The organism is Lacrimispora sphenoides (assembly GCF_900105215.1).
In the GTDB taxonomy this organism is placed as follows: Bacteria; Bacillota; Clostridia; order Lachnospirales; family Lachnospiraceae; genus Lacrimispora; species Lacrimispora sphenoides_A.
Genome location: NZ_FOIP01000001.1, coordinates 3,093,935 through 3,118,141 on the forward strand (window position 1 = coordinate 3,093,935; position 24,207 = coordinate 3,118,141).

21 protein-coding genes and 2 pseudogenes are annotated in these 24,207 nt (G+C 40.7%); 20 read left to right on the plus strand and 3 right to left on the minus strand.

Going from position 1 to position 24,207, the window contains the following annotated elements; genetic code table 11:
- Positions 1-218 precede the first annotated feature (218 nt).
- The 10 genes and pseudogenes from guaA to BMW45_RS14035 all read left to right on the plus strand — a co-directional run bounded on the left by guaA (position 219) and on the right by BMW45_RS14035 (position 9,707).
- A complete protein-coding gene (gene guaA / locus BMW45_RS13985; RefSeq protein WP_092244680.1) occupies positions 219-1,760 on the plus strand; it encodes a glutamine-hydrolyzing GMP synthase in 1,542 nt (513 codons plus the stop codon).
- A 357-nt stretch (positions 1,761-2,117) separates the two neighbouring features.
- Positions 2,118-2,324: a hypothetical protein gene (locus tag BMW45_RS13990; RefSeq protein WP_092244684.1), complete on the plus strand. Its 207-nt coding sequence runs from the start codon at positions 2,118-2,120 to the stop codon at positions 2,322-2,324.
- Between the two features lie 702 nt (positions 2,325-3,026).
- The gene (locus BMW45_RS28730; protein WP_092244687.1) at positions 3,027-3,920 is read left to right on the plus strand and encodes a collagen-like protein; all 894 of its coding nucleotides are present in this window, start codon (positions 3,027-3,029) and stop codon (positions 3,918-3,920) included.
- Positions 3,921-4,008: 88 nt separating this feature from the next.
- Positions 4,009-4,902 (plus strand): collagen-like domain-containing protein, encoded by an 894-nt coding sequence (locus BMW45_RS28735; protein ID WP_092244690.1) that lies wholly within the window; start codon positions 4,009-4,011, stop codon positions 4,900-4,902.
- A 181-nt stretch (positions 4,903-5,083) separates the two neighbouring features.
- A complete protein-coding gene (locus BMW45_RS28740) occupies positions 5,084-5,971 on the plus strand; it encodes a collagen-like domain-containing protein (RefSeq protein ID WP_278320791.1) in 888 nt (295 codons plus the stop codon).
- A gap of 307 nt (positions 5,972-6,278) precedes the next feature.
- Entirely contained in the window at positions 6,279-6,533 is a 255-nt protein-coding gene (locus tag BMW45_RS14010) for a phage holin family protein (RefSeq protein WP_092246497.1), read from the plus strand.
- Between the two features lie 151 nt (positions 6,534-6,684).
- A pseudogene (locus BMW45_RS28965) lies at positions 6,685-7,428 on the plus strand (N-acetylmuramoyl-L-alanine amidase).
- Between the two features lie 55 nt (positions 7,429-7,483).
- Complete coding sequence (locus BMW45_RS14025) at positions 7,484-7,789, plus strand: hypothetical protein (protein WP_092244693.1); 306 nt, start codon at positions 7,484-7,486, stop codon at positions 7,787-7,789.
- Between the two features lie 405 nt (positions 7,790-8,194).
- The gene (locus BMW45_RS14030; RefSeq protein ID WP_092244696.1) at positions 8,195-8,689 is read left to right on the plus strand and encodes a hypothetical protein; all 495 of its coding nucleotides are present in this window, start codon (positions 8,195-8,197) and stop codon (positions 8,687-8,689) included.
- A gap of 67 nt (positions 8,690-8,756) precedes the next feature.
- Positions 8,757-9,707 (plus strand): outer membrane protein assembly factor BamD, encoded by a 951-nt coding sequence (locus BMW45_RS14035; protein ID WP_092244698.1) that lies wholly within the window; start codon positions 8,757-8,759, stop codon positions 9,705-9,707.
- A gap of 153 nt (positions 9,708-9,860) precedes the next feature.
- On the opposite strand, the gene BMW45_RS14040 is transcribed toward BMW45_RS14035, so the two are convergent.
- A complete protein-coding gene (locus tag BMW45_RS14040) occupies positions 9,861-10,205 on the minus strand; it encodes an MATE family efflux transporter (RefSeq protein ID WP_092244701.1) in 345 nt (114 codons plus the stop codon).
- Between the two features lie 162 nt (positions 10,206-10,367).
- Between BMW45_RS14040 and BMW45_RS14045 the strand changes: the two genes are divergently transcribed.
- The 3 genes from BMW45_RS14045 to BMW45_RS14055 all read left to right on the plus strand — a co-directional run bounded on the left by BMW45_RS14045 (position 10,368) and on the right by BMW45_RS14055 (position 12,978).
- Positions 10,368-11,165 (plus strand): CPBP family intramembrane glutamic endopeptidase, encoded by a 798-nt coding sequence (locus BMW45_RS14045; protein WP_092244704.1) that lies wholly within the window; start codon positions 10,368-10,370, stop codon positions 11,163-11,165.
- 384 nt (positions 11,166-11,549) lie between these two features.
- Positions 11,550-11,921, plus strand: coding sequence for a hypothetical protein (locus BMW45_RS14050; protein WP_166433355.1), 372 nt, complete (start codon positions 11,550-11,552; stop codon positions 11,919-11,921).
- Between the two features lie 799 nt (positions 11,922-12,720).
- Entirely contained in the window at positions 12,721-12,978 is a 258-nt protein-coding gene (locus tag BMW45_RS14055) for a helix-turn-helix domain-containing protein (protein ID WP_092244711.1), read from the plus strand.
- Positions 12,979-13,282: 304 nt separating this feature from the next.
- Here the strand turns inward: BMW45_RS14055 and BMW45_RS28970 are convergent.
- A pseudogene (locus BMW45_RS28970) lies at positions 13,283-13,402 on the minus strand (YmaF family protein); the annotation flags it as partial.
- A gap of 347 nt (positions 13,403-13,749) precedes the next feature.
- Positions 13,750-14,049 (minus strand): hypothetical protein, encoded by a 300-nt coding sequence (locus BMW45_RS27835; protein ID WP_166433356.1) that lies wholly within the window; start codon positions 14,047-14,049, stop codon positions 13,750-13,752.
- 744 nt (positions 14,050-14,793) lie between these two features.
- Between BMW45_RS27835 and BMW45_RS14075 the strand changes: the two genes are divergently transcribed.
- The 7 genes from BMW45_RS14075 to BMW45_RS14105 all read left to right on the plus strand — a co-directional run bounded on the left by BMW45_RS14075 (position 14,794) and on the right by BMW45_RS14105 (position 24,199).
- Positions 14,794-17,310, plus strand: coding sequence for a hypothetical protein (locus tag BMW45_RS14075; protein ID WP_092244717.1), 2,517 nt, complete (start codon positions 14,794-14,796; stop codon positions 17,308-17,310).
- Between the two features lie 19 nt (positions 17,311-17,329).
- Positions 17,330-18,415 (plus strand): glycoside hydrolase family 88/105 protein, encoded by a 1,086-nt coding sequence (locus tag BMW45_RS14080; RefSeq protein WP_242883027.1) that lies wholly within the window; start codon positions 17,330-17,332, stop codon positions 18,413-18,415.
- A 34-nt stretch (positions 18,416-18,449) separates the two neighbouring features.
- A complete protein-coding gene (locus tag BMW45_RS14085; protein WP_092244720.1) occupies positions 18,450-19,334 on the plus strand; it encodes an AraC family transcriptional regulator in 885 nt (294 codons plus the stop codon).
- A gap of 99 nt (positions 19,335-19,433) precedes the next feature.
- The gene (locus BMW45_RS14090) at positions 19,434-20,762 is read left to right on the plus strand and encodes an ABC transporter substrate-binding protein (protein WP_092244723.1); all 1,329 of its coding nucleotides are present in this window, start codon (positions 19,434-19,436) and stop codon (positions 20,760-20,762) included.
- 33 nt (positions 20,763-20,795) lie between these two features.
- Positions 20,796-21,677: a carbohydrate ABC transporter permease gene (locus tag BMW45_RS14095; protein ID WP_092244726.1), complete on the plus strand. Its 882-nt coding sequence runs from the start codon at positions 20,796-20,798 to the stop codon at positions 21,675-21,677.
- Positions 21,674-22,510: a carbohydrate ABC transporter permease gene (locus BMW45_RS14100; RefSeq protein ID WP_029701999.1), complete on the plus strand. Its 837-nt coding sequence runs from the start codon at positions 21,674-21,676 to the stop codon at positions 22,508-22,510. The genes BMW45_RS14095 and BMW45_RS14100 overlap by 4 nt, the downstream gene beginning before the upstream one ends.
- A gap of 15 nt (positions 22,511-22,525) precedes the next feature.
- Positions 22,526-24,199 (plus strand): prenyltransferase/squalene oxidase repeat-containing protein, encoded by a 1,674-nt coding sequence (locus BMW45_RS14105; protein WP_092244729.1) that lies wholly within the window; start codon positions 22,526-22,528, stop codon positions 24,197-24,199.
- The last annotated feature ends 8 nt before the right edge of the window (positions 24,200-24,207 follow it).

A 24,207-nucleotide genomic window follows, 5' to 3' on the forward strand; every position in this document is an offset into this window, starting at 1 on the left:
GAATGAGATAGGGCCTAAAAGAATTTCTTTTAGCTTTAAGTTTATGAATCAAGCAGATGTGCAAGCATGTCTACTTGATTCATTCGTTTATAATAATGTTAAAATGATGGAACAATAGAGCAGGGAAGATTTCAAGAAAATGCTTGTCAAGCAAGTGGAAGTAGAATATAATGTAACCCAAAGCTTTATTTGTTAAAGATGAAATTAGGAGGAATACCGTGGAGAGAGAAATGATTATCGTTCTGGATTTCGGTGGACAATACAACCAGTTGATTGCCAGAAGAGTCAGAGAATGCAATGTTTACTGTGAGGTTCATCCCTACACACTGTCACTGGATAAGATTAAGGAAATGAATCCGAAAGGAATCATTTTTACAGGCGGTCCAAACAGCGTGTATAAGGAGGATTCCCCACTCTGTTCAAAGGAAATCTTTGATATGGGAATACCGATCCTGGGAATCTGCTATGGCACCCAGGTTATGGCATATATGCTGGGCGGCAAAGTTGCTACAGCACCTGTCAGTGAATTCGGAAAGACAGAAGTTGACGTGGAGACTGACAGTAAAATTTTAGAAAATATAAGTTCCAAAACGGTCTGCTGGATGAGCCATACGGATTACGTCGAGAAAGCGCCGGAAGGATTCCATGTTACAGCTCATACACCGGTATGCCCGGTTGCTGGTATGGAATGCGAAGAACGCGGTCTTTATGCGGTACAGTTCCATCCTGAGGTTATGCATACCCAGGAAGGCACCAAGATGCTTTCCAATTTTATTTATAATGTATGCAAGTGTTCCGGTGACTGGAAGATGGACTCCTTTGTGGAGGCTTCCATTGAGACCATCAGAGAAAAGGTTGGAGACGGCAAGGTGCTTTGCGCCTTATCCGGCGGTGTAGACTCTTCCGTAGCTGCAGTTATGCTGGCTAAAGCTGTCGGAAAACAGCTTACCTGTGTATTTGTTGACCACGGTCTTCTTCGTAAGAACGAGGGAGATGAAGTTGAGGCCGTATTTGGACCCGAAGGACCTTACGACTTGAATTTTATTCGTGTAAACGCACAGGAACGCTTCTATGGTAAGCTGGCAGGTGTGGAAGATCCTGAGACAAAGCGCAAGATCATTGGCGAGGAATTTATCCGCGTATTTGAAGAAGAAGCTAAGAAGATCGGAACAGTGGATTTCTTTGTACAGGGAACCATTTACCCTGACGTGATCGAGTCCGGTCTTGGAAAGTCTGCTGTGATAAAGTCCCATCATAATGTAGGAGGACTTCCTGAGCATGTGGATTTTAAAGAGATCATTGAACCTTTAAGACTTCTGTTTAAGGATGAAGTGAGAAGAGCAGGTCTGGAGCTTGATATTCCGGAATACCTGGTTTACCGTCAGCCATTCCCAGGTCCGGGACTTGGTGTCCGTATCATCGGTGCAATTACTCCTGAGAAGGTAAAAATCGTACAGGAGGCTGATGCAATCTATAGAGAAGAGATTGCCAAGGCTGGTGTTGATAAGGAACTGGGACAGTACTTTGCAGCATTGACTAATATGCGTTCTGTTGGCTGCATGGGAGATGAAAGAACTTATGATTATGCCATTGCATTAAGAGCGGTGCTTACCTCTGACTTTATGACAGCTGAATCTGCGGAACTGCCTTGGGAAGTTTTGGGAACAGTGACCAGACGGATTGTGAATGAAGTGAAGGGCGTGAACCGGGTGCTTTATGATTGCACGGGGAAACCACCGGCTACAATAGAATTCGAATAACATGTATCTGTTCCACCGGAAACCGTCTTTTTGTCCGTCTGGGATTGAACTAAAAAAGAGAACTACTCTAAGCAGAGCAGTAGGATTAATTTTCCTACTGTCTCTGCTTATTTTTATGCTTTTTGTTGGAGTATATTGTGATACTTCCAGAAGTGCAGTACTTAATGGGGCAAATCGCTGACCAGATTATTTTAGATTATGCATTCGTGCACTCTCTAAAACGTGAAGTCGATGCAATTCTGTGCAGGTCATGTGTTCCAGAGGTGTTTCAGATTATAGACGATAGAAGGGTATTGATCTATGATTGACCGAAGCTTCATTTTTGGCCAGAGAATTAGGATTGGAGGAGGTAGTAGAATGAAAAACGCAGAAGTTATAGCAAGCGATTTACTAATGGCTATAAAAGGCGATAACGAACTACTAGAATGCGTATGTGATTATATAGCATGTCCAAGCGAAAAAGATTGCAAGTATGACGGAGGAAAAGACCATACACCTTGTACTGAATGCAAGATGAAATGGTTTAAGAAAGGATTCGAATATCCAGGTGAACCCAAAGTTTAATTTAAAGGGGCGAAAACCTATGATTTCCACCCCAGGAGTACACAATACAATCATGATCGGTAAGTGCAACAGAACATTTTATCAGGAACTAGGGCGAAGAAGTGATAATGAGGTGTTCTTTCTCTGAAAGAAGTGAAAAGAGTTTCCCCTACGTTTGATAATCTGTTCGTAAAATAATATATGCATTTACATAAAAATTGTGAACAAGCTGTACATAACCTTCCGGCCTGACTGGAGTGCTGGGGGCGGAGGGGGAAAAGGAGTTGTTGAATGAATAAACGCAGGCGTAAGAAGTATTGCAATTATTGGAGATGGATAGAACAGTAGAATGACCAGACGCAGTCCAATAAATGAAAATGTAAAGAAAACTACTAGCTATCAATAATTGGGTTAGTGGTTTTTTTGTTGTGTTTTAATCCAGAAAACGAGAAGATTTTTGTAAGAAAGGATTGAACGTGGGACGAAGTGGATTTCACAGAGAGGAAATGTACCTCATTTGGCGCCATGATGAAAGTTATCATCTTTATAGGAGTTGTATTTTTTACAAAACATTCGTGCCAGATGGCCCGAACAGGGACGTACCTAGCTTGGCACATGGCTCTCTTATTGGCATATAATAAAGTAGATGTCCCTATACTGCATAATCGGAATAGAGCGTTCAATAACTTCACTTAAATTCTAATGTAAATAAAAGGAGATCATATGGATAATTGTTCAAAAGACCAAATAAATATCTGTCGCGATTGCTCTCTCTCCTGTAACAATAATCAATGTAAGAGTAATTGTGGATGCAGATGCGGAAAATGCTGTTGCATAACCGGGCCCACCGGCCCCACGGGTCCTCAGGGACCAGCCGGTGCCACCGGCCCCACGGGTCCACAGGGAACCGTCGGTGCCACCGGCCCCACGGGTCCTCAGGGGCTGACCGGCCCCACGGGGGCAACCGGCCCTACAGGCCCACCGGGAACTGCGGGTGCAATCGGCGCAACGGGCCCCACGGGTCCTCAGGGGCCAGCCGGTCCCACGGGAGCAACAGGCCCTACAGGCCCACCGGGAACTGTCGGCGCTACCGGTGCCACTGGTCCTACGGGTCCACAGGGGGCTCCAGGCGGTCCCACAGGTCCCACAGGTCCCACAGGATCGGTAGGTCTATCGGGTGTTCCAGGTTCTAGTTATGTCGGATATTTCTATGGACTGGATCAGACACTGGAAGCGGGAAATAAGGTAAGCCTTATTACAGGTGTTACTAATGGACTTTTCACATTGATTAATAACGGGACTGAAATAAGGGTTGCAGGGTTCGGATACTATTTTATTTCATGTGCTTGGTCGTCAACTGACGAAGGAGCGTTATCGATGGCATTAGCCATTAATGGTTTAAAAATCCCGTTTATGAACTACGTAATAGGCAGAGGGGAAGACGACCTTGTCAGTGTCATTCCAGGAGGGGTAATAGTAAGAATGAATTTTAACGATACCATCTCCATAGTAAACTACGCGCCGGGAACCCACCTGGCTGTGCCGCTAAATAACACCCCCCCGGGAACCCCTTCAAATGCTGCTGCCACAATCGCAGTAATATTTATCGGTAATTAAATAATAGAGCAGATATCTCTTTACACAATTGCCTAAATAAACTACTCATCATAATGCACTTAATTTCTAATGTATATAAGGAGATCATATGGATAATTGTTCAAAAGACCAAATAAATATCTGCGATTGCTCTCTCTCCTGTAACAATAATCAATGTAAGAGTAATTGCGGATGCAGATGCATCTGCTGCATCCCCGGACCTACAGGTCCACAGGGAATCCCCGGCCCAACCGGCCCCACGGGTCCGCAGGGGGCAGTCGGCTCTACTGGCCCCACGGGGCCCCAAGGAATCCCTGGTTCTACCGGTCCCACAGGACCTGAGGGCCCACAGGGAACTGCCGGTGCCACCGGCCCCACAGGACCTATTGGGCCCGAGGGAATCCCCGGAACAATGGGAGTAACCGGCCCAACCGGCGCAACGGGTCCACAGGGTGCCACAGGCCCCACAGGCCCCGCTGGGCCAACGGGGCCGCAGGGATCTGCAACCGGGCCTACAGGCCCCCAAGGTCCGTTTGGCCCCCCAGGTAGTCCTGGTGGGGGTGGGGCTCGATTTTTCGCATATTTCTACGCGCCTGACCAAACTCTGGAGGCGGGAGAGAAGGTATCGTTGATACAAAGTGTTAATAATGGTTTTTTCACTCTGATTGATAACGGAACAGGAATACAGGTTGGAACCACAGGATATTATTTTATTTCATGCGCCTGGTCGGCAGCCAACGAAGGGGCCTTATCAATGGTTTTAGCTATTAATGATGCAAAAATCCCATTTATGAACTACGTAATAGGAGAGGCTCAAAACTTCCTTATCAGTGCCATTCCGGGAGGGTTAATAGTAAGGCTGCTTTTTCATGATATTATCTCAATAATAAACTTCGAACCGGGAGCCCACCTCTCTGTGCCGTTAAATAACACCCCTGCGGGAACCCCGGCAAATGCCGCAGCCACAATCTCACTAATATATCTCGGTAATCAACAGGGCTGATATTGCCAGGTGATATATCTGCTCTACTAGTAGGCGTTAAGAACAATTCAGGTGTCTCAGGCAGCGCAAAGGCTGATTGGGGCAAGAGATATAAAGTAGATGCTTACAGATACAAAATAGCAGAAATAATCTGCTCATCATAACATGCACTTAAATTCTAATGTATATAAAAGGAGATCATATGGATAATTGTTCAAAAGATCAAATGAATATCTATCGCGCTTGCTCTCTCTCCTGTGACCAAAATTCTTGTAAGAATAAATGTAGATGTGGATGCTGCTGCAACATCACTGGACCTACAGGTCCACAGGGAATCCCCGGCCCAACCGGCCCCACGGGTCCGCAGGGGGCAGTCGGCTCTACTGGCCCCACGGGGCCCCAAGGAATCCCTGGTTCTACCGGTCCCACAGGACCTGAGGGCCCACAGGGAACTGCCGGTGCCACCGGCCCCACAGGACCTGTGGGGCCCGAGGGAATTCCCGGAACAATGGGAGTAACCGGCCCAACCGGTGCAACGGGTCCACAGGGTGCCACAGGCCCCACAGGACCCGTTGGGCCAACGGGACCGCAGGGGCCTGCAACCGGGATCACCGGCCCCACAGGTCCACAAGGTGGTCCGGGTATCCAAGGCGAGAGAGGGGCTAATGAAGTCGCATATTACTACGCACTGGATCAAACTCTGGGAGCAGGGGATAAAGTAACACTGACGGAAAGGTTTAATAATGGAGGTTTCGCACTGATTTCTAACGGAACAGAAATTCAGGTTTTTGCAAACGGATTCTATTTTATTTCATGTGCCTGGTCAACAGCCGACGAAGGGGCTCTATCGATGGTATTAGCCATTAATGGACAAAAAATCCCAGTTATGAACTACGTGATAGGAGAGGGTCAGAACGATCTTACCAGTGTCATTCCAGGAGGAGTAATAGTAAATCTGCTTTTTCATGATACTATCTCTATCGTAAACAACCAACCGGGGGCTCACCTCTCTGTGCCGTTAAATAACACCCCAGCGGGAACCCCCTCCAACGCCGCTGCCACTATTGCAGTGATATTGCTGGACCATTAATAGCTTTGAAGTCATCTAATAGTGCATATGTAGTTTGGGGACTTTGAATGACACTTCTGTTTACTACTAATGCCGAATGAATGAGGTGGCCGGAAATTGTTTCCGGCCATTTTCCTTTCTATAAATAAAGGCTCAGCCGTTCCCCATACAGAACAACCAGCTGGCTCAGCACCTGATCCTAGCCACGGTATCTCTGAGCCTATTTTGATACGCTGACACTCAGAGGTTGGAACGGTGTGACCAGGAGAATAGTATTTGATGAGGTGGAACGGAAAGAGGAAAGAAATTGCTTGCCCTGGAACTTTATATGGATTTTGGAATAGCGAGCGTAGTAGGAATCACGGTAATCTGTTATTTAACAGCATTAGGAGTAAAGGCAACGGCAGTAGACAATAAGTGGCTGCCAGTGATTTGCGGTGTTTTAGGTGGAATTATTGGAGCTGTAGGAATGAATACCATTCCTGATTTTCCAGCACAGGATATCATCACTGCTGTAGCTGTTGGAATTGTATCTGGTTTGGCCGCTACGGGTGCAGATCAGGTGTATAGGCAGCTTAAGTAATAACTAACATGGAATATCGGCATCATTTCATGATGGTAGCTGGGCAGTTGGCAACAAATAAAAATACTGTTGCGATATCGCAACAAGTTGTAATGTCACAACTTTTCGGGCTCGGGATAACCCTGGGCCTGTTTTTTTGAGGAGGATTAATATGCAGATCAATAAATTACTTACATCTTATAATTTTACCTCTGGTACCACGAATCGTATCTAGTATATCGTGATCCATTATGTTGGAGCTCCGGGGGGGGGCGCGGAAGCAAACTGTAAATATTACGCTTCCCAATACATTGGAGCCAGCGCGCATTATTATGTTGGGTTTGACGGAGAAGTATGGCAGTCAGTTGAGGAAAAGGACATTGCATGGCACTGCGGGGCATCCTCATACAAGCACCCGGAATGCAGAAATTAGAACAGTATTGGTATTGAAATGTGTGTAAGAAATAGCGGAAGCCAGGCCGACACAAGCCGGGACTGGTACTTTGAGGAGGCTACAGTGCAGGGGGCCATTGAACTGACCAAGGAACTGATGGCGAAGTACAACATCTCTGTGGACCGGGTAATCCGCCAGAAGATTTGCCCGAACCCTTACGTCTATAGCCATACACAGCATACCTGGGACGCGTTTAAGGCTGCTCTGATGGCTTATACTCCGGGTTGGAACTATGATAACAATGGCTAGTGGTATGCTGATTCCAAGACTTCCAATTATAAATCCTGCTGGAAGATTATCAACGGCCACAAGTACTATTTTAACCCGGACGGATATGCAGTCACTGACTGGCAGGTAATTGATGGGAAGGATTATTACTTTGAACCAAGAGCTTGGCATGATCTGGAATGCGCATTGTATGTGACTGATGCCAATGGAGTGCTGCATATCGGGATTTTTTAATATAAAAATAATATATAATATGATATTATTTAAGAAAAACTAAGGCGGAAAAATAATGCGTGTATGCAGAACACTTAACTATGTTGTAAATATAGAGTTGCACTTGTACCTCTTTGTAAAATTTGATAGTGCAAGGAAAAAGGGAATGAAGATAGAAATTGAACTAACTGAGCCAATAACTCACTTGCCTATAGCTCCTAAGGAATATATTGAGATTGCAGACCTTGTTTTAGATAATACCCTTGAAATAATTGCGGAATCATTCGAGAGGAAATTAAAATTTTATATGTTTTATACCGACAAGTTATTCAATATCCTGCTCAAAAAGATTATTCAAGCAAGACATTGGAGAGGACATTGAAAAGTCATGAAAATATCAATTTTTATACTAAGGATGAACAGAATTTAACAACTCAGCATTTGGTAGTGACAGCTTAAATAATAACACTCACGCCGGATCAGGATGGCGCATTGGAGTATCTGGGACTAGCAGAATAAACAAAAATATTAAAGTTATTTTGATAATAAAAAAAGTTACACTTAAGAAGAAAAAAGTGACGAAAATTACAAAAATATATATTTAAGTGATATTACTGTATACTATACTTGTACAGATAAGTATCATGAGAATATAGTAATTGCACTGAGAAACGATAGTGAGTTGTCATAAATAAATCAGGTTAAATAATAAAGAGGAGGTAAGGTCCAATGCAGAAGTGATTATGCAAGATTGCAACTAGGGGATTTGAGAAAAAGGAGGCAGTTTATGAAGAAATTAGGAAGAGTTTTATTTTTAGCAACGGTATTATCATCAATTATGTCGGTATCTGTCTTTGCACAAAATGAAAAATCAGAATCTTCTATAGTGGGACCTAAAGTTCGAGTAATTAGTGTCCATGAAACAGAAGAGGCAAAGCCAATAAATCCGTTATTTAGGAAGGTACCTTTATCTTATGGCTGGTCATTGGATGTAGATGCTGGATTAATTCAAGGGGTAGATGCAAATGCTGAATCAAGTAGCTTTGTAACTGGAAACCCAAGTGAATCACATCCTATTGACTATATGTATCTCAAAATTGATATCAAAAGAACGAGTGGGGGATCCTATGATGACACAAGTGATACTAACACGAGTAATCTTTCTTTGTACTTGAATGATGGTAGCGCTGCATCACAATTGAAAACCGCTAAGAGTACCCATACTTTCAAAAATGCGGGTTATGCCGATTCAACAAAGTATGTTACAAAGAATATTCATTAATTAGAGTTTAGGAGAATGAGCATGCCAGTCTTACATGACATGCTCATTCTCCTAGAAAAGGATAAAGATGAAAAAACTTATTGTCTTAATAATTATCTGTTCATTTTTAGTTTCATGCGGATTAAATTCTAATACTTCCAAATCAAAATACACAAAATTTGATCCTAGCATAGAGAACAAAGATAACATAAAATATTTAGATGTTTCTAAGGCCGGAGATAATGTAAGCTATTCTATTTTAAATCAAGAAGGTGAAATTGAAACAGGATTTACCTACTATTTAAAAGAGAATTCACTGGAAAAATTTATAAATATAGCTAATTTTATAGATACGGATATGGAATATACTCTTTTGACATTTGTTAATTTTGAACAGGTAAATTATGAGGTTGAAGGTGAAACTTATAATTCCTTTACAGCTCTAATTGCTCAAAATTCTGATATACAGATACCGATAAAAATTAATAATCTTAATGCAGGAATAAATGATATAATTTTTCTTATTATTCTTAATCCGAATAAAAACTTACCCAAGTCAAGCGATAACATAAAATTCGAAGACGTACTTTATTTAAGGTGTAATGCTATTTTGGGTGATGACAAGATAATAAAAGAATACGAATATACAGATGTATCTTTAGTCAATGGAGCTGAAAGACCTGTACTGTTACAAGAGAAGAGGAATAATAGTATGTTTGAATTAACATCGTATGATCAAGAATTAAACGAATCAAAAGAAGCTATTATATCGGTTGGTAATAGGCAGGAGACTGAAGAAGAGTATGCGATTATTTTATTAGCAGATTGGAAGCCGGTGCCTATTTCAAAGAAAAATGTAATTTATATTAAATTGGATGCTAAAAGCACTGGACTTATACCAATTAATATTTCTTTTGATGAAGCGGGTTTGCATAACATTGTTGCAATTGCAATAAAAAAACCTTATCATTATGAAGATTTTCGTTCTATAGATGTTACATCTAGCCAATGGGTGATTGCCAATGCTTTGGAACCTTAAAATTATTTTTATATTACTGACAAGTACATTACGTTGGCCAGGATTAGTAGTCTGATCAGTAAGCTATGGAACAATCATGGAGTCATCGGATATATTATAGTGTACTCACATTCATATGTTATTCACCAAAAGGGCCCTGTAATCATGTTAATCTTATGTCTCCTTTGATAAATTTTTTGTATAACCATATATCATGATGACCACTATAACTGCGATAACCAATTCAGTGACTGGCATTGCCATCCAAATCGATTCAGCTCCAAACATAACCGGTAGAAGATAAATTAAACCGCCACTGACAACCAGACTTCTGGCTACTGAGATGAAAAAGGAAGAGCCAGGCTTCATAATGGATTGAAAATAGTAAGTTGAATAGATATTCAACGGAAGTAAGATAAAAGAAAGTCCATAGCTTCTCATAATGAACGGTGCAATCTGATAAATTTCATCTGTTACCGCCATAAATATACGGATAAATTCATTTCGAAATACCAGCATCAAAATCGTCCATAGTAGATTACAACACAGGAAGTATATCAGCCTTGGCGTCTCATTGTTCATTCATGCGTTTTCGTGTAGTTGGAAATTGTAAACTCCTATTCAATGGTGAATCAAAGAGGGAAGGAGATATAGTATGATTTTAATGCTATACATAATGAAATGATGAAAAAAGTGCGGTTTTATTTTCCGGTAGTTTTGGTAGTTATCTTATATTTTATATTTTCAAAAATTTTCTTTTTCCATATTGGCATTGAGAATAGCCTTGTAGTTAGGTTAACATATCCAATTATTTCAATTGGGCTTTCCTTGGTAATATCGATATTATATTATAAAAGGAAGTTTCAATTAACTTTCTCTGTTAACAAGGCAAAAATTAGTATATATTGGCTTTTCATTATGTTCCTTAGCATTATATTAGGAGTAGCTTTTAATTTATTTGATCATTGGCCTTATTTGATCCCTTACGTAGCAGCAGAAGCTGCCAGATTAGGATTTGGAACTCCCGAATATATTGAAGCCGTAAAAACAAGCCCCTTTTTAATGTTGTATATTGGTATTATAGGTCCTATTCTAGAGGAGTTTTTTTATCGTGGGATTTTATTTAACCAATGTGAATTGGAATTAGGAGTAAAAAGAGCATGTTTTTTCTCAGCTTTAATATGGGCAGTATCCCACGGCTGGTGGGGAAGCTTTTTATATGTCTTTCCTATGGGAATAATTATTTCCTATTTTTATCATAAGACAAGAAATATTTTGATTCCAATTTTGATTCATGGGATGAATAATTTCTATAGTGTAATAACTGAATATAAAATTAATAAAAGAATACTTGAAACTTTATTCCATACGAGCTTAGATGATTTGGGTTTAATGAAAGCAAATATAGTAATTGGTCTTATAATATTATTGGCCAGTGTTACGATATTTTACTTTATAGTTCAGCTACAGAAAAAATAGATTTTCATTATTGATAAGATATATATAGAAGGAAGGCGATGCCCTTGTACTACGTAAGATAATCATACTAATAATAAAAATATGTAAATTGAAAGGAGACAAGTATATGTCAAAATTTGATGAATTTGATCTTGATATTAATAAAAAAGGATATAATGAAGATTCAGGAGTGAATCCATTCATTTTTTGATGTAATGCGACAAAGCATACTCACTATTTTTTCTACTTCATTACTAATTGTATACCGATATATTAACAAATTTAGCAGAAAATTGTGAATTTTTTCAGGTTGTACATCTGGGTTCTGTTTAATTAATACGTCTTTCAATTCATTAAACTTCAAATAATCCTTACTTAATCCTTTTTGAAGCCTATGTTGAAATATTGGCGAAAAAAACGCAAGATATTGATGATGGCGAATTTCGTTTATGTTTAAGTGGTGTAGGGCTGTCTCCAGGAGCTGGAAAAACTTTAGGACATTTTGCAGATATGCTTTCTAGCTCGGAAATAAATGACAATATTATTGAAAATGGGCAGGAAACAATTTGCGTTTTAGACCTTAATAACAGTAATAAACCTGAGCTAGTGAATACACCTACTCCAAGAGGAACATGGGAAGGCTGGCCAGTAAGTGATACTTTTGAGCATTATGGAACTTTTAAATATTTTTACAGTATAGGTGGAACAACCGTTACGGCTGTTACAGCAACAATTAGTGCTATAGTAGGTGCTGCTAACATTCAGCCATATGCTTAAATAGCTGTTACTGCAATATCTGCAATAGTAAGATATATTGTTAACAATAGTCTTAAATGGACTTATGTAATAGAAGATGTCTCTTTCAGATGGACTAAAATACCAAATGTAACTTTGCAGCAACGAGCAGTTGAACGCACTATACGTAAGTTTTATGCCGATAGTAATTACGCAACAGTAATTGGTAGTGCTAAAACTACTGTATATGCAAAAAATTATAAGGATTAGGTGGTAATATCAAAAAATACATTATAAACAATTTGGCATATATTGCATTCATTTCATCAATAATTATTGAAGAAAAAGTTAAAACTAACGCTTCTTGGTTAAATATTATAAAAGCAAGATTTGGAACTATCGCTCTTCTTATCTTGATTGTAATTATTGTAAATGTAGTGATGACTATTTTTAAGGATTAGTTGACAATAAATTATAGTGCTTTCATGTTTGATTATATGTCGAGAGTAAATTGTGCTAATACAAGGCGGGTATCCGGTATTCCGGGCCCGCCTATCTTTTCTAATCTTCACTTTTCATAATACTGCTCATACCATCTTGTTTTTCTTTTGTATTCTGATTTCTCTTTCTTTGCTTCCGGATTTCTGAAAAATCCACAAACATCAATATTGGTAGTACAGCTCCCATCAGGTGCTTGATGGGGTAGAAATATTTTTGATGTGACGAAATAAGCACTTCATACAAGCTTCCGTTATAATCTAACACGATACGTTATAATCTAACAACTTTCATTCTTTTTTTACAGAATGTGGTAGATTAAAACGGAAGGAGCAAGTGACATATGATAAAAATTTTACTCTCTTCAAGGCTGGGTGATATGAGATGGACACAAGCTGATTTAGCTCGAAAAACGGGTATTCGGCCAACAACAATCTCGGAGCTGTACCATGAGATGGTAGAAAGGGTAAATTTAGAACATTTGGATCTGATTTGCGAAGCATTGGACTGCGATCTCAGCAACCTGATTGTATATGTACCCAATAAAGAGCCAAGAATTGTAAATACCATCAATGGATCACCCAAGCCAAAAGACATATGATTCATGTCAAAAAGGAGCGCGCTGGAAATACCCGGCGTGCGCCTTTTTTAATGCTAATATTATATGAGGTGTTATGTTTGAGTGACACCCAAATGACACCCAAAAGGTCAAATCGCTATTGATTGTATGCGGAATGAGCGGAGAATTTGAACGAAAATAATCATATGTGTACGTTAAAGTTTACCATGCGGTATTGAATTCGAATAACAAACAGTTTCGGGAACCCCCAGTGTTTATGCGGGTTCCTGGACTTTTTTTATGGCAAGTGGTACCCAAATGGTACCCAAAATGCCAGATAGATGGATTATATGAATTCGATAAGCATACCACGTCTGAAGATTGCTTCACCGGAAAACGTAGCAAAACGATGATTATGGGGATCTTCTTCGCGTTCTGATATCTGTACGCTGCCTTGAACTTCATGAACGTGAGTCTGCTATTTATCATGGCAATCACAACGATCTTTATACAAATGTTGATTATAGTTATCCATATTGATTTACTCCTGTACTCAAATATATGGAAAACGTTGTTTTCCATATTTATTATAAGAAAAGAAAGCAATAAAGTGTTGTTTTTAAGCTGGCCGATGGCAAGGTAAAATATAGAATTAGGATTTTATGTATTTGCATCGTAAAATGAAAACAGATTATTATGAACTTAGCAAAATGTTAGTGATAGTTTAATTAATATAGCGGGCCCGGAATACCGAAGCCCGCTTTTATTATTAACATCTTTTGTTGTCCTTTAAGTCTTACCAGCAGGTTTTTATTATTTCTTATATTCACCATTCACGTTCATGTTCGCATTCACATTCACGTTCATGTTCGCATTCGCATTCACATTCACGTTCATGTTCGCATTCACATTCGCATTCACATTCACATTCACATTTTGGTTTGCATTCGCATTCACATTTTGGCTTGCATTCGCATTTTGGTTTGCATTCGCATTCACATTTTGGTTTGCGCTCGCGTTTGCATTCGCATTCACATTTTGGTTTGCATTCGCATTCACGTTTTGGTTTGCATTCGCATTCACGTTTTGGTTTGCATTCGCATTCACACTCACGTTTGGGTTTACAACTTATTCTGCATTTAAATTCTTCGTTTCTCATATTCATTGACTCCTTTCATACCGTTCTACATTAATAGTATATGGGACAGGCAGGCAAGGTGTGAATTTTGAGAATGGCTTACTATTAGCACCTGAAGGCAGTCAAAAAATGATATGATTCTATGAAAAGGCGACCCAGTTTCCGGATACCCGCCTTATAACGTTTTATTTATCTGCTATAAAGGTATTTACATTAAATCCAGATTACATCTAAAACGTCTATTAAAGCAGCACATATATTATGTATAGTAAAATCGTACTATAATGTATGAACTAAATAGACAAAGTGTTAATAGCAGGTTGCCCGTAATAATTCAACAGGCCCTGGATAATTTGAAGCTCTGTCCTGATCCGGTGTGAGCGCCATCGATACCACAACCATTTTAGCTTTACTGTCCAGGAAAAAAATACTTAGAGTCAGAAGTCCTTGTAAATTCAAGAAAATCCGGCTCTTTTCTTTATAATATGAAACTATAATGGAAAATGAGCCATAATAAAATCGAAAGACCACTCCTTGAAAGGAACGGTCTTTCATTTGGCCTCTACCATGCCAAATTCAAGTAAATATTATATAATAGAAAGGCTTATCAAACTCAAAAATTAGCAAAATTATATAACTTTACCACTGTATAATGCAAGTGTTTTCACGAGATTATGCTAAAATAAATACAAGAAAGCAAAATCAAAAGAGGTGAACCTGTGAATCATTTAATTTATCCTTTAGATCAACAAAAAACAATCAACCGTTTTCTTACGACGGGCACATACTGCCAGCCTCAGGAATTCAAAAAAGCGGTTCTAAAAGGCAATATCAATGAATGGCTAAAATATGGTTTTTCTATCCACGAAAACCCTTGCCGAGGTGAATTTCTCGAAAAAAGAAGGGCGCTGACACCAGAATACATCGATATCAGTCAATACAAGCTTCATGATACCATAACAGTATTTGACCAGGAGAGAACGCTTCAGGTCTACTACCCCTTCGGAAACGCAGGCCTTGATTTTTCTGAGTTTTATTTTAACCCTACCTATCTACGCAGCTACAGCTACTGCTGTCTGTTTTCCGACACTCAGAGCAGCGAAGATTTTTTACTGGAGACTTGCGGTGGTGTCACCTTATGGCTTAATGATGTACTGATCACCGATTTTATCCCGTTCACTCGGAATATGGTCAAGCAGCAGAAGGTGACTCTTCCGCTAAAACAAGGCTTTAATAAACTGGTAATATGCTTAGATGACTTAGCTGAGAGAGATACTGACTACTATTTCCATCTGATTTACTTAGGTGATGAAAAAATACGGATGTGTATTCCGGTACCGGCTGAGATTGAAGCGAACAAAATCTATCAGATCGAACATATGATGGATGATATCTCTTTTGAAAAAGAGGTATACATAAGCGAACCCGTAGAACTTCAGATACATAATCCATTTCACGAACCGTTGCAGATGACAGCTTTTTATAAGCCGGTGGCGGACAAGATGACTGACGCCGGAAGCCTGATAGAAAAACGGACCTATGGACTGACAAATGACAAGACAGAGGTACGGCTGTTTGAGGCAGATGATGTAAAGCCCGGATTTTTTTACTTCCAAATAGAAGTTCTATACGAAGGTATTGCAGTAGGGCGCAGGATAGGTACCCAGGTATTTCATCGCAAACTCTTAGAAACTAAAACTTCCGGGATCAAGGAGCGTAAGCTGGAAGCACTTGCATACCTGCGGGAGGTGGAAGTAGAGAATGTGTACAAGGCTGCTGCTATGCTTTATCTGGACGGAAATGCAAGAGCAGCTAACCAAATATTGCTGGAAGAGTTAAAAGGAATCGAGCTACGCAAAGATTGCAGTGATTTCCATCTTGTCATTGTTATACAGATTTATATCCGGTTTTCTGGTCTTTTATGGGATGAAACGAAGAGACGGATCGAAGAAGTATTGCTTAACTTCCGGTACTGGTTTGATGAACCGGGGAATGATGTTATGTGGTTTTTCAGTGAAAACCATGCATTATTATTTCATATCTGTCAATACGCCGCCGGGAGACTGTTTCCGGATCAAATATTTACAAATAGCGGTTTGACTGGAACCCAGCTGGTGGCAAAGGCGGAAATACTATTAGATAAATGGTTTGCCGGATTCTTGGGAGAATATATAACCGAATGGAATTCCAATGCCTATATTCCGGTAGATGTACTGGGGCTATGTTCTTTGTATAATCTGACAGAAGCTGGAAACCAGTGGAAGGAAGCCGCCAGGAAGGCCCTTGACCATATCTTCTATGACATGGCGTTACTGGAACATAAGGGATCGGTCATGACTACCTTTGGCCGCAGTTATGAAAAGGAATTGAAAGGCAATTATACGGCAGGTACCACCTCTTTACTTTATATCGCATATAATAAAGGCTGTTTAAACCGTGCAGCTCTGGCCTACACATCCTTTGCCTTGGGAGAATATGAGCCGCCCGCAGAGTACCGGAAATTTATGGAACTTCCGGAGGGTGAGGCAATCATATATAAAAAGACCCAAGGATACGAAGGTTATGTAAACCTATATATGTATAAAGACTCAACGGTACAATTATCGACCGCAGTAGATTTTTATCCATTTACACCGGGGTATCAGGAGCATATCATGCAGGCGACCATCAACCCCACGGCCCAGGTATTTGTCAATCACCCGGGAGAAGTACAGCCTTACGGCAATGGGCGGCCTAACTTTTTTGCAGGTAATGGAAGCAGGCCAAGAGGTGCACAGTACCGTGATTTAGGGATACTGCAATATAAGATTCCTCAGGAACATCCGGTTTCTTACACCCATGCCTATATTCCGCTCAGTGAATTTAAAGGATATATCGGTGATGATCATGTGGTAACTGTGGAACAGGAGGACGGATATATCGGTGTGATTGCCCTTAACGGTCTGCATATGCAGCAAGAGGGACCTTGCAAATATCGGGAATTTATAAGCCCCGGGCGGGAAAATATATGGCTGATCAAAATGGGCAGAAAAGATGTATATGGAAGCTTACAAGCATTTTATCAGAAGATTAAGAAGATTCAAATGATAAAACAGGAGGATCGTGAGGTTTGGAATATTGTAGGAACCGAATATGGTGATGTGGTTCTTGCTGAGGAAGGACTTTTGATTGGCGGCAAAAAAGCTGCAGATTATCCCTATACCTATCAAGGGGTTATGGAAATAACATGCAGCTAATGTAAATGGAGGAATCAAGGTGATTAGCAAGAATGAAATCGAAGGAATATTAGGCAAAGTAAGCGACAAAATGATGCATCTGAAAAATCCGGGAGTAAAAGAGAAGTTTCCGGTCAGCCTTATTGATATGAACTGTTGGGAGTGGCCTCAGGGAGTAGGCTTGTTTGGACTTTATAAGTATTATTGCAAATCTCAGGAACAAGAAGTGCTGGATTTTTTGATCCGTTGGTTTGACGAGCGGATTTCAGAGGGAATATCGGAGCGGAATGTGAATACGACAGCTCCCATGTTAACACTGACTTATATTTATGAGATTACCCAAAAAGAATCTTACTTGGAATTGATACGTTCCTGGGCTGATTGGGTAATGGATGAAAATGGCCTGTTAAAAACAAAGGACGGATGCTTCCAGCACATGATCACCGGAGATCCCAATGACGGAGAAATCCTGATTGATACCTTGTTTATGACTATTTTGTTCTTAAGCCGGGCTGGAAAATTGCTTAACAGGCCAGACTATGCAGAAGAGGCAGATTATCAGATTGTCAGTCATATCAAGTATTTATACAACAAAGAAGAAGGCCTGTTTTATCATGGCTGGAACTTTAATCAAAACCACAATTATGGCAAAGTTCTATGGGGAAGAGGAAATAGCTGGTATACGGTTGGAATGATGGAATATCTGGAAGAAAGAGATGTTTATCCAGCGCTAAAAAGACATTATTTAAGCGTGTACCGCTACCAATGCCAGGCGATTAAACGTTATCAGGACAAGGCTCACGGATTATGGCATACGGTGATCAATGATGCGGGTACTTATATTGAAATTTCCGCCGGCGCCGGTTTCCTGGCTGGTATGATGAAAGGGGTTCGTCTGGGGTATCTGGAAGCAGAAGAATATCTTCCTGTGATTTCAGAAGGCGTCAAACATATCCTTACGTACATACAGGAAGATGGAACCGTGGATAAGGTTTCTTACGGTACTCCCATTGGTATGAATGTATCATTTTATCAAAATATTCCCTGTTATCCCATGACTTATGGCCAGGCGCTTATGATATTAATGCTTCAGGAGATGATGGAGGATTATTGGCAGAGTTTATGAAGTAAGGAAGGAATGCCCTGAAAGGAAGAATACGGTGAAATCACGCATATTTTATGAGGAATTTGATTCATTTTACTATTATAGCGGCGGTACTCAGAATTGGAATATGCAAGGGCTCCATTTTCATAAGAATTATGAAATTATTTTGGTTATGAGTGATGGTGCCGGAATTTGTATAGACAACCGGGAATATGAGGTGGATAAAGGGACTCTTTTTGTAATTAACAATCGGGAGTATCATAAAACTTCCGGTGTAAAAGGGCAGGATTATAACCGCTATGTGGTTATGTTTGATCCGGATCGTTTAAGGGCTGTATCACAGGCTATGGATTATGACTTCTTTAAATATTTCGAACACCGGCCAGAAGGGTTTATTCACAAGCTGTATCTGAATAAAGAGCATCTTGGAGAAGTGATTGGGTTGTTTGAAAAGGTGGAGAAATGCAGTGTGTCCACACAACAAGGTATGGACGGGGTTGTTTTAAATCTGGCTATTATGGAGCTGCTGGTCTACATTAACCGGCTGTATGATTTCTTCTCAGAAAAATCCATAGATGATGCAGAAATGGCTGCATTTGAAGGTGAGAGCGGACCGGTCCATGACAGGGATCGAATCGAATTAATTAAGAAATATATTGCTGCTCATGTGGAAGATAAGCTGGACTTAGATGGTATCGCCGAACAGTTCTATATGAATAAGTACTATTTGAGCCATTATTTTAAAAAAGAAACAGGTTTTACCATCAGCCAGTATATCACTAATCTTAAGATGACAGCTGCGAAAGGAATGTTAAAGAATGGTTTTTCCGTGACAGAAACTGCGGTGGCTCTTTCTTATAACAGCGACAGCCATTTTATCAATACCTTTAAAAAGAATACAGGAACAACGCCAAAGAAATATGCGACCGAGAAGCAGTAGATGATTGGAACGCAAGAGGGAAACAGGGCTATGCTCTATCTGCCGAACGTGGGGCAGGTTTAAGTATAAAAACACAAAAAAGTTAAGGAGGAATTTACTATGAAAAAAGCATGGAAGAGAGTGGCAGCAGGAATGCTGGCAACCGTTATGGCTGCTTCTTTAGCCGCCTGCGGTTCTAAGGGATCGGGAACAGAGACAACAAAAGCACCGGAAGCAACGGGAGCAGCAGGCGGGGCAGCCGCTGCCGGAACACTGAAAGTTCTGATGCCAGAGGAGCCGGGGGCCGAAAACGCACTGAATAATGCGCTTAAAGCCTGGAGTGAGGAAACAGGAAACCAGATTGATATGATTATCATTTCCCATGATGACCAGCTGACCAAATTCCCGGCTATGGCAAAGAATAAGGATCTGCCGGATATCATCGCAACTACGAGACTTCATCAGTTATATCCGGAAGAATTTATGGATATGGCCCAGGTAGTGGATTTAAGTTTATTTGAAGATTCTGCTTTAAAGATCGTAGGCAAGGATTATAAATCAGATAAGATATCAGGCCTGCCCAGACAGTTTACTACTACCTGCATGTATTACAATGAAGATGCATTTGCAGCCGCCGGAGTAGAGGCTCCAACAGTCGACAACCCATGGACATGGGACGAACTGTATGAGAATGCTGCGAAGATCCAGGCCAGCGGCACTGTTAAGTATGGTTTTGCAGCAGATGTTTCGAGAGCCAGATATGATATTCTGATGTATGCCAATGGCGGTTCTTTAGTAGAAAAAGACGGAGACACCTTTAAAGTCAATGTAAATAATCCAGTAAACGTGGCTACTTTGGAGAAGTTCGTGGCTGCGAATGAAAGCGGTGTTATGCCAAAAGCCATCTGGGCCGGCGGTTCTACTGACAACCCGGTGGAGTATTTTAAGAATGGAGATTCTGCCATCCTTTTATCCGGTTCCTGGAATTATAATTCTTTGACCACAGATGTGTCTAAATTTAAGTTCGGTGTAATGCCGACTCCTAAGGGAAGTGCTTCACAGGCAGCTATTATCGGTGGTGAAGCTTTGGCAATACCGGAGAATGCAGCAGGAAAAGACCTTGCTGTTGAATTTGTAAAATGGTTCTACGATGAGAAAAATTTCAAGAATTATATTCAGGAAGACAAGGGATTATCTTCACTTAAATCAGTGATCTATGAACCGGCTGACGAAAAAGCAGCGGCAGACTTTAAGATTCTTCAGAATGAGGTTTCTTATGTGACAGACAGCTTTATGGTAGATGAAAGCTCTGCATGGAGAACCTACAAGGATAATGAATACCGGGATTACATAAAACGTGCGGTAAGCGGTGAGATCACGGCAAAAGAAGCTCTGGATGCATTTACAAAAGAATTAGCTGAATCATCAGGCTGGACAACTACTCAATAAGAATAAGCAACAAAGTAAAAGGAGGAGACTTATATGGGGAAGAGAAGAAAGGCATTTTCGCATACCAGGGCATTCTGGATGTTTGTGGCACCGGCAGTGCTGTTGTTTTCCGTATTTTTCATCCTTCCTCTGATCTTAAGTATTGGATTTTCCTTTACAAATTATGACGGATGGAAGACGATGGACTTTGTAGGACTAAAGAATTATACGAAACTGCTGGTCAGTAAGGATTTCTATAAGGTATTGGGTAGAACCTTTGTATATATGCTGTTTAGCCTGCCCTTTAAAGTGATTGTTCCTCTTCTTATCGCCACATTGGTTACCTCTAAGCAATTAAAGCTTACTACATTGGTCCGGACAGTGGTGTATATTCCGGTTCTATTATCAGCACTGGTAGTAGGTATTACGATTAACTGGATGTTTGGACAGGAATATGGATTAATTAATTATGTAATACAGTCTTTTGGAGGAACTCCGCTTCAGTGGGCACTAAATTCGAATCTGGCTACTTTTGTAGTCAGTTTCGCCTCCAACTGGGCTTCGACAGGATTTTATATGGTTATGTTTATCGGAGGCATCAATAATATATCCAAGGAATTATTTGAGGCTGCCAGTGTGGATGGTGCCAAACCGGTTCAGGCTTTTTTCAGAATTACCGTACCGCTTTTGTCACCTACTGTTTTTATTGTACTGCTTCTTTCTACTGTTAACTTGTTGAAGGAATACGCATTGGTACAAGGGATTACCTCTGGAGGACCGGGAACCTCCACTACTTATATCGTTCAGTATATTTTTGACCAGGGATTTACCCAGGCCCGCTATGGATATGCATCGGCGATCGGAGTGGTAGTTAGCCTTATCTTTATTGCAATTGCCATGATTCAGTTTAAGATGACCAGAGGAGGTGAGGTATGATGAACAGCGGAAAGAAAAGATTTACTTCTGTGCTTGTCACGGCTATTGGTATGGGCACAGTTTTTGTGATGATATTTCCTATAATCTGGCTGCTTATGAGTTCTTTTAAAGATTCTACGGAATTATTTGCCTATCCGCTGCACTTTTTTCCAAAGGAATTTACGTTTAAGTCTTATGAGAGTGTGATTGCAAGCGGTTTTTTCACTTATGTAAAAAACAGTTTGTTCTTAGCGGTAGTGGGGACGGCAATTACCTTAGTGATCAGTTCCATGTGCGGTTATGCCCTGGCTATTTACCGCCATGATATTCCGTATACAAATAAGGTATTTGGCATCTTTTTACTTGGTACTCTGATTCCAGGAGAGATTCTTACCATCGCTCAGTTTTCGGTAATCAGTGAACTACATCTGTACAATAATATCTGGGGTGTTATCCTTCCGGTGGTGACCACTACAACAGGAATTTTTATGTACCGTCAGCATTATATGTCTATTCCCCTTTCTCTGGCCGAGTCGGCAAGGCTTGATGGCGCCAGTGAGTTCCAGATTTTCCGGTCGATTATGCTGCCCCTTGGATCATCTGTGACGGTAACACTTACTATTTTCTCCTTTATGTGGAGGTGGAATGACTATATTCTTCCGCTTATGGTACTGTCAGATCAGAAGAAGTTTACGATTCAGATTGCGATAAAGAGCTACATTGGTATGATGGGCGTGAATTGGAATGCGATTTTATCTTCTTCCATTATTTCTATTTTGCCTCTCATTATTATCTTTATGTTTTTGCAGAAGTATATTACCGGAGGAATCGCAGCAACCGGTGTAAAAGGGTGATGGGAGGAATGGTCTGTGAAACGCTATATGGAACATATGGTACGGTCGGCAGAAAAGAGAACTGAAGAGTTTCTGGCCCATCAGATGAAAGACAGAGGCAACATTGCCGACGGTGCTTTTGAGACCCAGCTTTTAGAGGCAAAGCCTACGATCTATTTGCTGTCAGCTGCGGTAGCAGTTTATGTGAATCAGGAAAGCAGGTTCTATCATGAGCCGCGTTTGTATGATGCAATGAACCGAGCTCTGGATTTTGTTATCCGGTGTCAAAGGGAGGATGGTAGTTTCGACTATCCTTCCTGTAATTTTCATTCTGCGGCTGACACTTCCTTTTGTTTTAAACGTCTGATTGCTGCCTACCGGCTGCTTGAGGCCTATGAAAAAGAAGATGATACAAAAGAATTAAAGGATAAGTATCAATGGATTATGAGAAAGGCCTTAGATGCCATCGCCACAGGAGGATTTCATACGCCCAATCACAGGTGGGGGATTGCAGCAGCACTTCTTCAGGGAAGCCATTTGTTTAAAGAGCCGGAGCTGTCTGAACGTCTGACTAAGAGAGCCATGATGTATATAAGAGAGGGAATTGACGGAAACGCAGATGGGGAATATGCTGAGCGGTCCACAGGGAATTATAATGCGGTGGTCAACAATTCTATGATGGCTCTTTATGAGGAGACCGGAAATGAAGAATATCTGGGATATGTAGAACGGAATCTGCAAATGATGCTTACCTTTGTAGATCCGGATGATACGATATTTACCCTAAACTCAACCAGGCAGGATAAGGGAAAGGCAGATTATCCTGATAAATATTTCTATCAATATCTTTACATGGCAAGCCTTTCGTTTTCATCTGAGGAGAACCGCAGATTGTTTGAAGGAGCAGCCCATAAGATCATCAGAGACAATATGGAACGGGGAGACCTGGCACCGGATTGTCTGCATATCGTTATGCTGCATCAGAGAATGAAGAATTTTGAATTTAAGGAATATGGGTACTTGGAAAATTACCGTAAGTTTTATGAAGAATCAGGAGTGGTTCGGGTCAGGCAGGATAACTTTGGATACAGTGTATTGAGAGGAAAGGATGAATTCCTCTATTTAAAATGGAAATCAACTCTAATTTATGTACGGATTGGAGAAAGCATAGGGGATAACAGGTATTTTCAAGCGGCTAATATGAAGGTGATGATGGAAGAGAAGGAATATGAGCTGTCTTCTACCGTGGAAAACCGCTATTACCTCCCCTGGAAAGAGGCTCCGGATACCAGTGATTGGTGGAAAATGGACCATACGGAACGAGAGGTGCTGGTAAAGGGTGCTGTGAAGCTTTGGGTTGGAGTGACAGAAGTAAAGGGCGGTGCAGAATTATCCCTAAAAGCAGAGGGGATAAGCCGTGTACCTATTCGGCTTCAACTGTGTGTACCGTCCGGCGCAGTGTTAGAGAGTAAGAGTTTTTGCATGGATACTTATCCGGGAGCTTCAATGATTCTGCGGGAAGGGGATGTTGTTCTTCATCATGAGGGACAACGAATTAAGATTGGACCAGGATTTGGCCTGCATGCGTTTAAAGGACATTATAGTGGTGAGAAGGTGAATTCCCAGGGGTATACCATTTACTTAAATGAATATGTACCCTTTGAGCGTAAGGTGAGGTTGGTGCTGCAGGGAGAGGAAGGGGATATTTAAGAGTGAAT

Coding starts and splice junctions, on each gene's coding strand:
- BMW45_RS13990 (WP_092244684.1), top strand. CDS start 2,118: ATGAAAAACGCAGAAGTTATAGCAAGCGATTTACTAATGGCTATAAAA.
- BMW45_RS14055 (WP_092244711.1), top strand. CDS start 12,721: ATGATAAAAATTTTACTCTCTTCAAGGCTGGGTGATATGAGATGGACA.
- BMW45_RS28730 (WP_092244687.1), top strand. CDS start 3,027: ATGGATAATTGTTCAAAAGACCAAATAAATATCTGTCGCGATTGCTCT.
- BMW45_RS28740 (WP_278320791.1), top strand. CDS start 5,084: ATGGATAATTGTTCAAAAGATCAAATGAATATCTATCGCGCTTGCTCT.
- BMW45_RS14040 (WP_092244701.1), bottom strand. CDS start 10,205: ATGCTGGTATTTCGAAATGAATTTATCCGTATATTTATGGCGGTAACA.
- BMW45_RS14025 (WP_092244693.1), top strand. CDS start 7,484: ATGCGTGTATGCAGAACACTTAACTATGTTGTAAATATAGAGTTGCAC.
- BMW45_RS14095 (WP_092244726.1), top strand. CDS start 20,796: ATGGGGAAGAGAAGAAAGGCATTTTCGCATACCAGGGCATTCTGGATG.
- BMW45_RS14030 (WP_092244696.1), top strand. CDS start 8,195: ATGAAGAAATTAGGAAGAGTTTTATTTTTAGCAACGGTATTATCATCA.
- BMW45_RS14090 (WP_092244723.1), top strand. CDS start 19,434: ATGAAAAAAGCATGGAAGAGAGTGGCAGCAGGAATGCTGGCAACCGTT.
- BMW45_RS14035 (WP_092244698.1), top strand. CDS start 8,757: ATGAAAAAACTTATTGTCTTAATAATTATCTGTTCATTTTTAGTTTCA.
- BMW45_RS14010 (WP_092246497.1), top strand. CDS start 6,279: ATGGATTTTGGAATAGCGAGCGTAGTAGGAATCACGGTAATCTGTTAT.
- BMW45_RS14100 (WP_029701999.1), top strand. CDS start 21,674: ATGATGAACAGCGGAAAGAAAAGATTTACTTCTGTGCTTGTCACGGCT.
- BMW45_RS14045 (WP_092244704.1), top strand. CDS start 10,368: ATGATGAAAAAAGTGCGGTTTTATTTTCCGGTAGTTTTGGTAGTTATC.
- BMW45_RS28735 (WP_092244690.1), top strand. CDS start 4,009: ATGGATAATTGTTCAAAAGACCAAATAAATATCTGCGATTGCTCTCTC.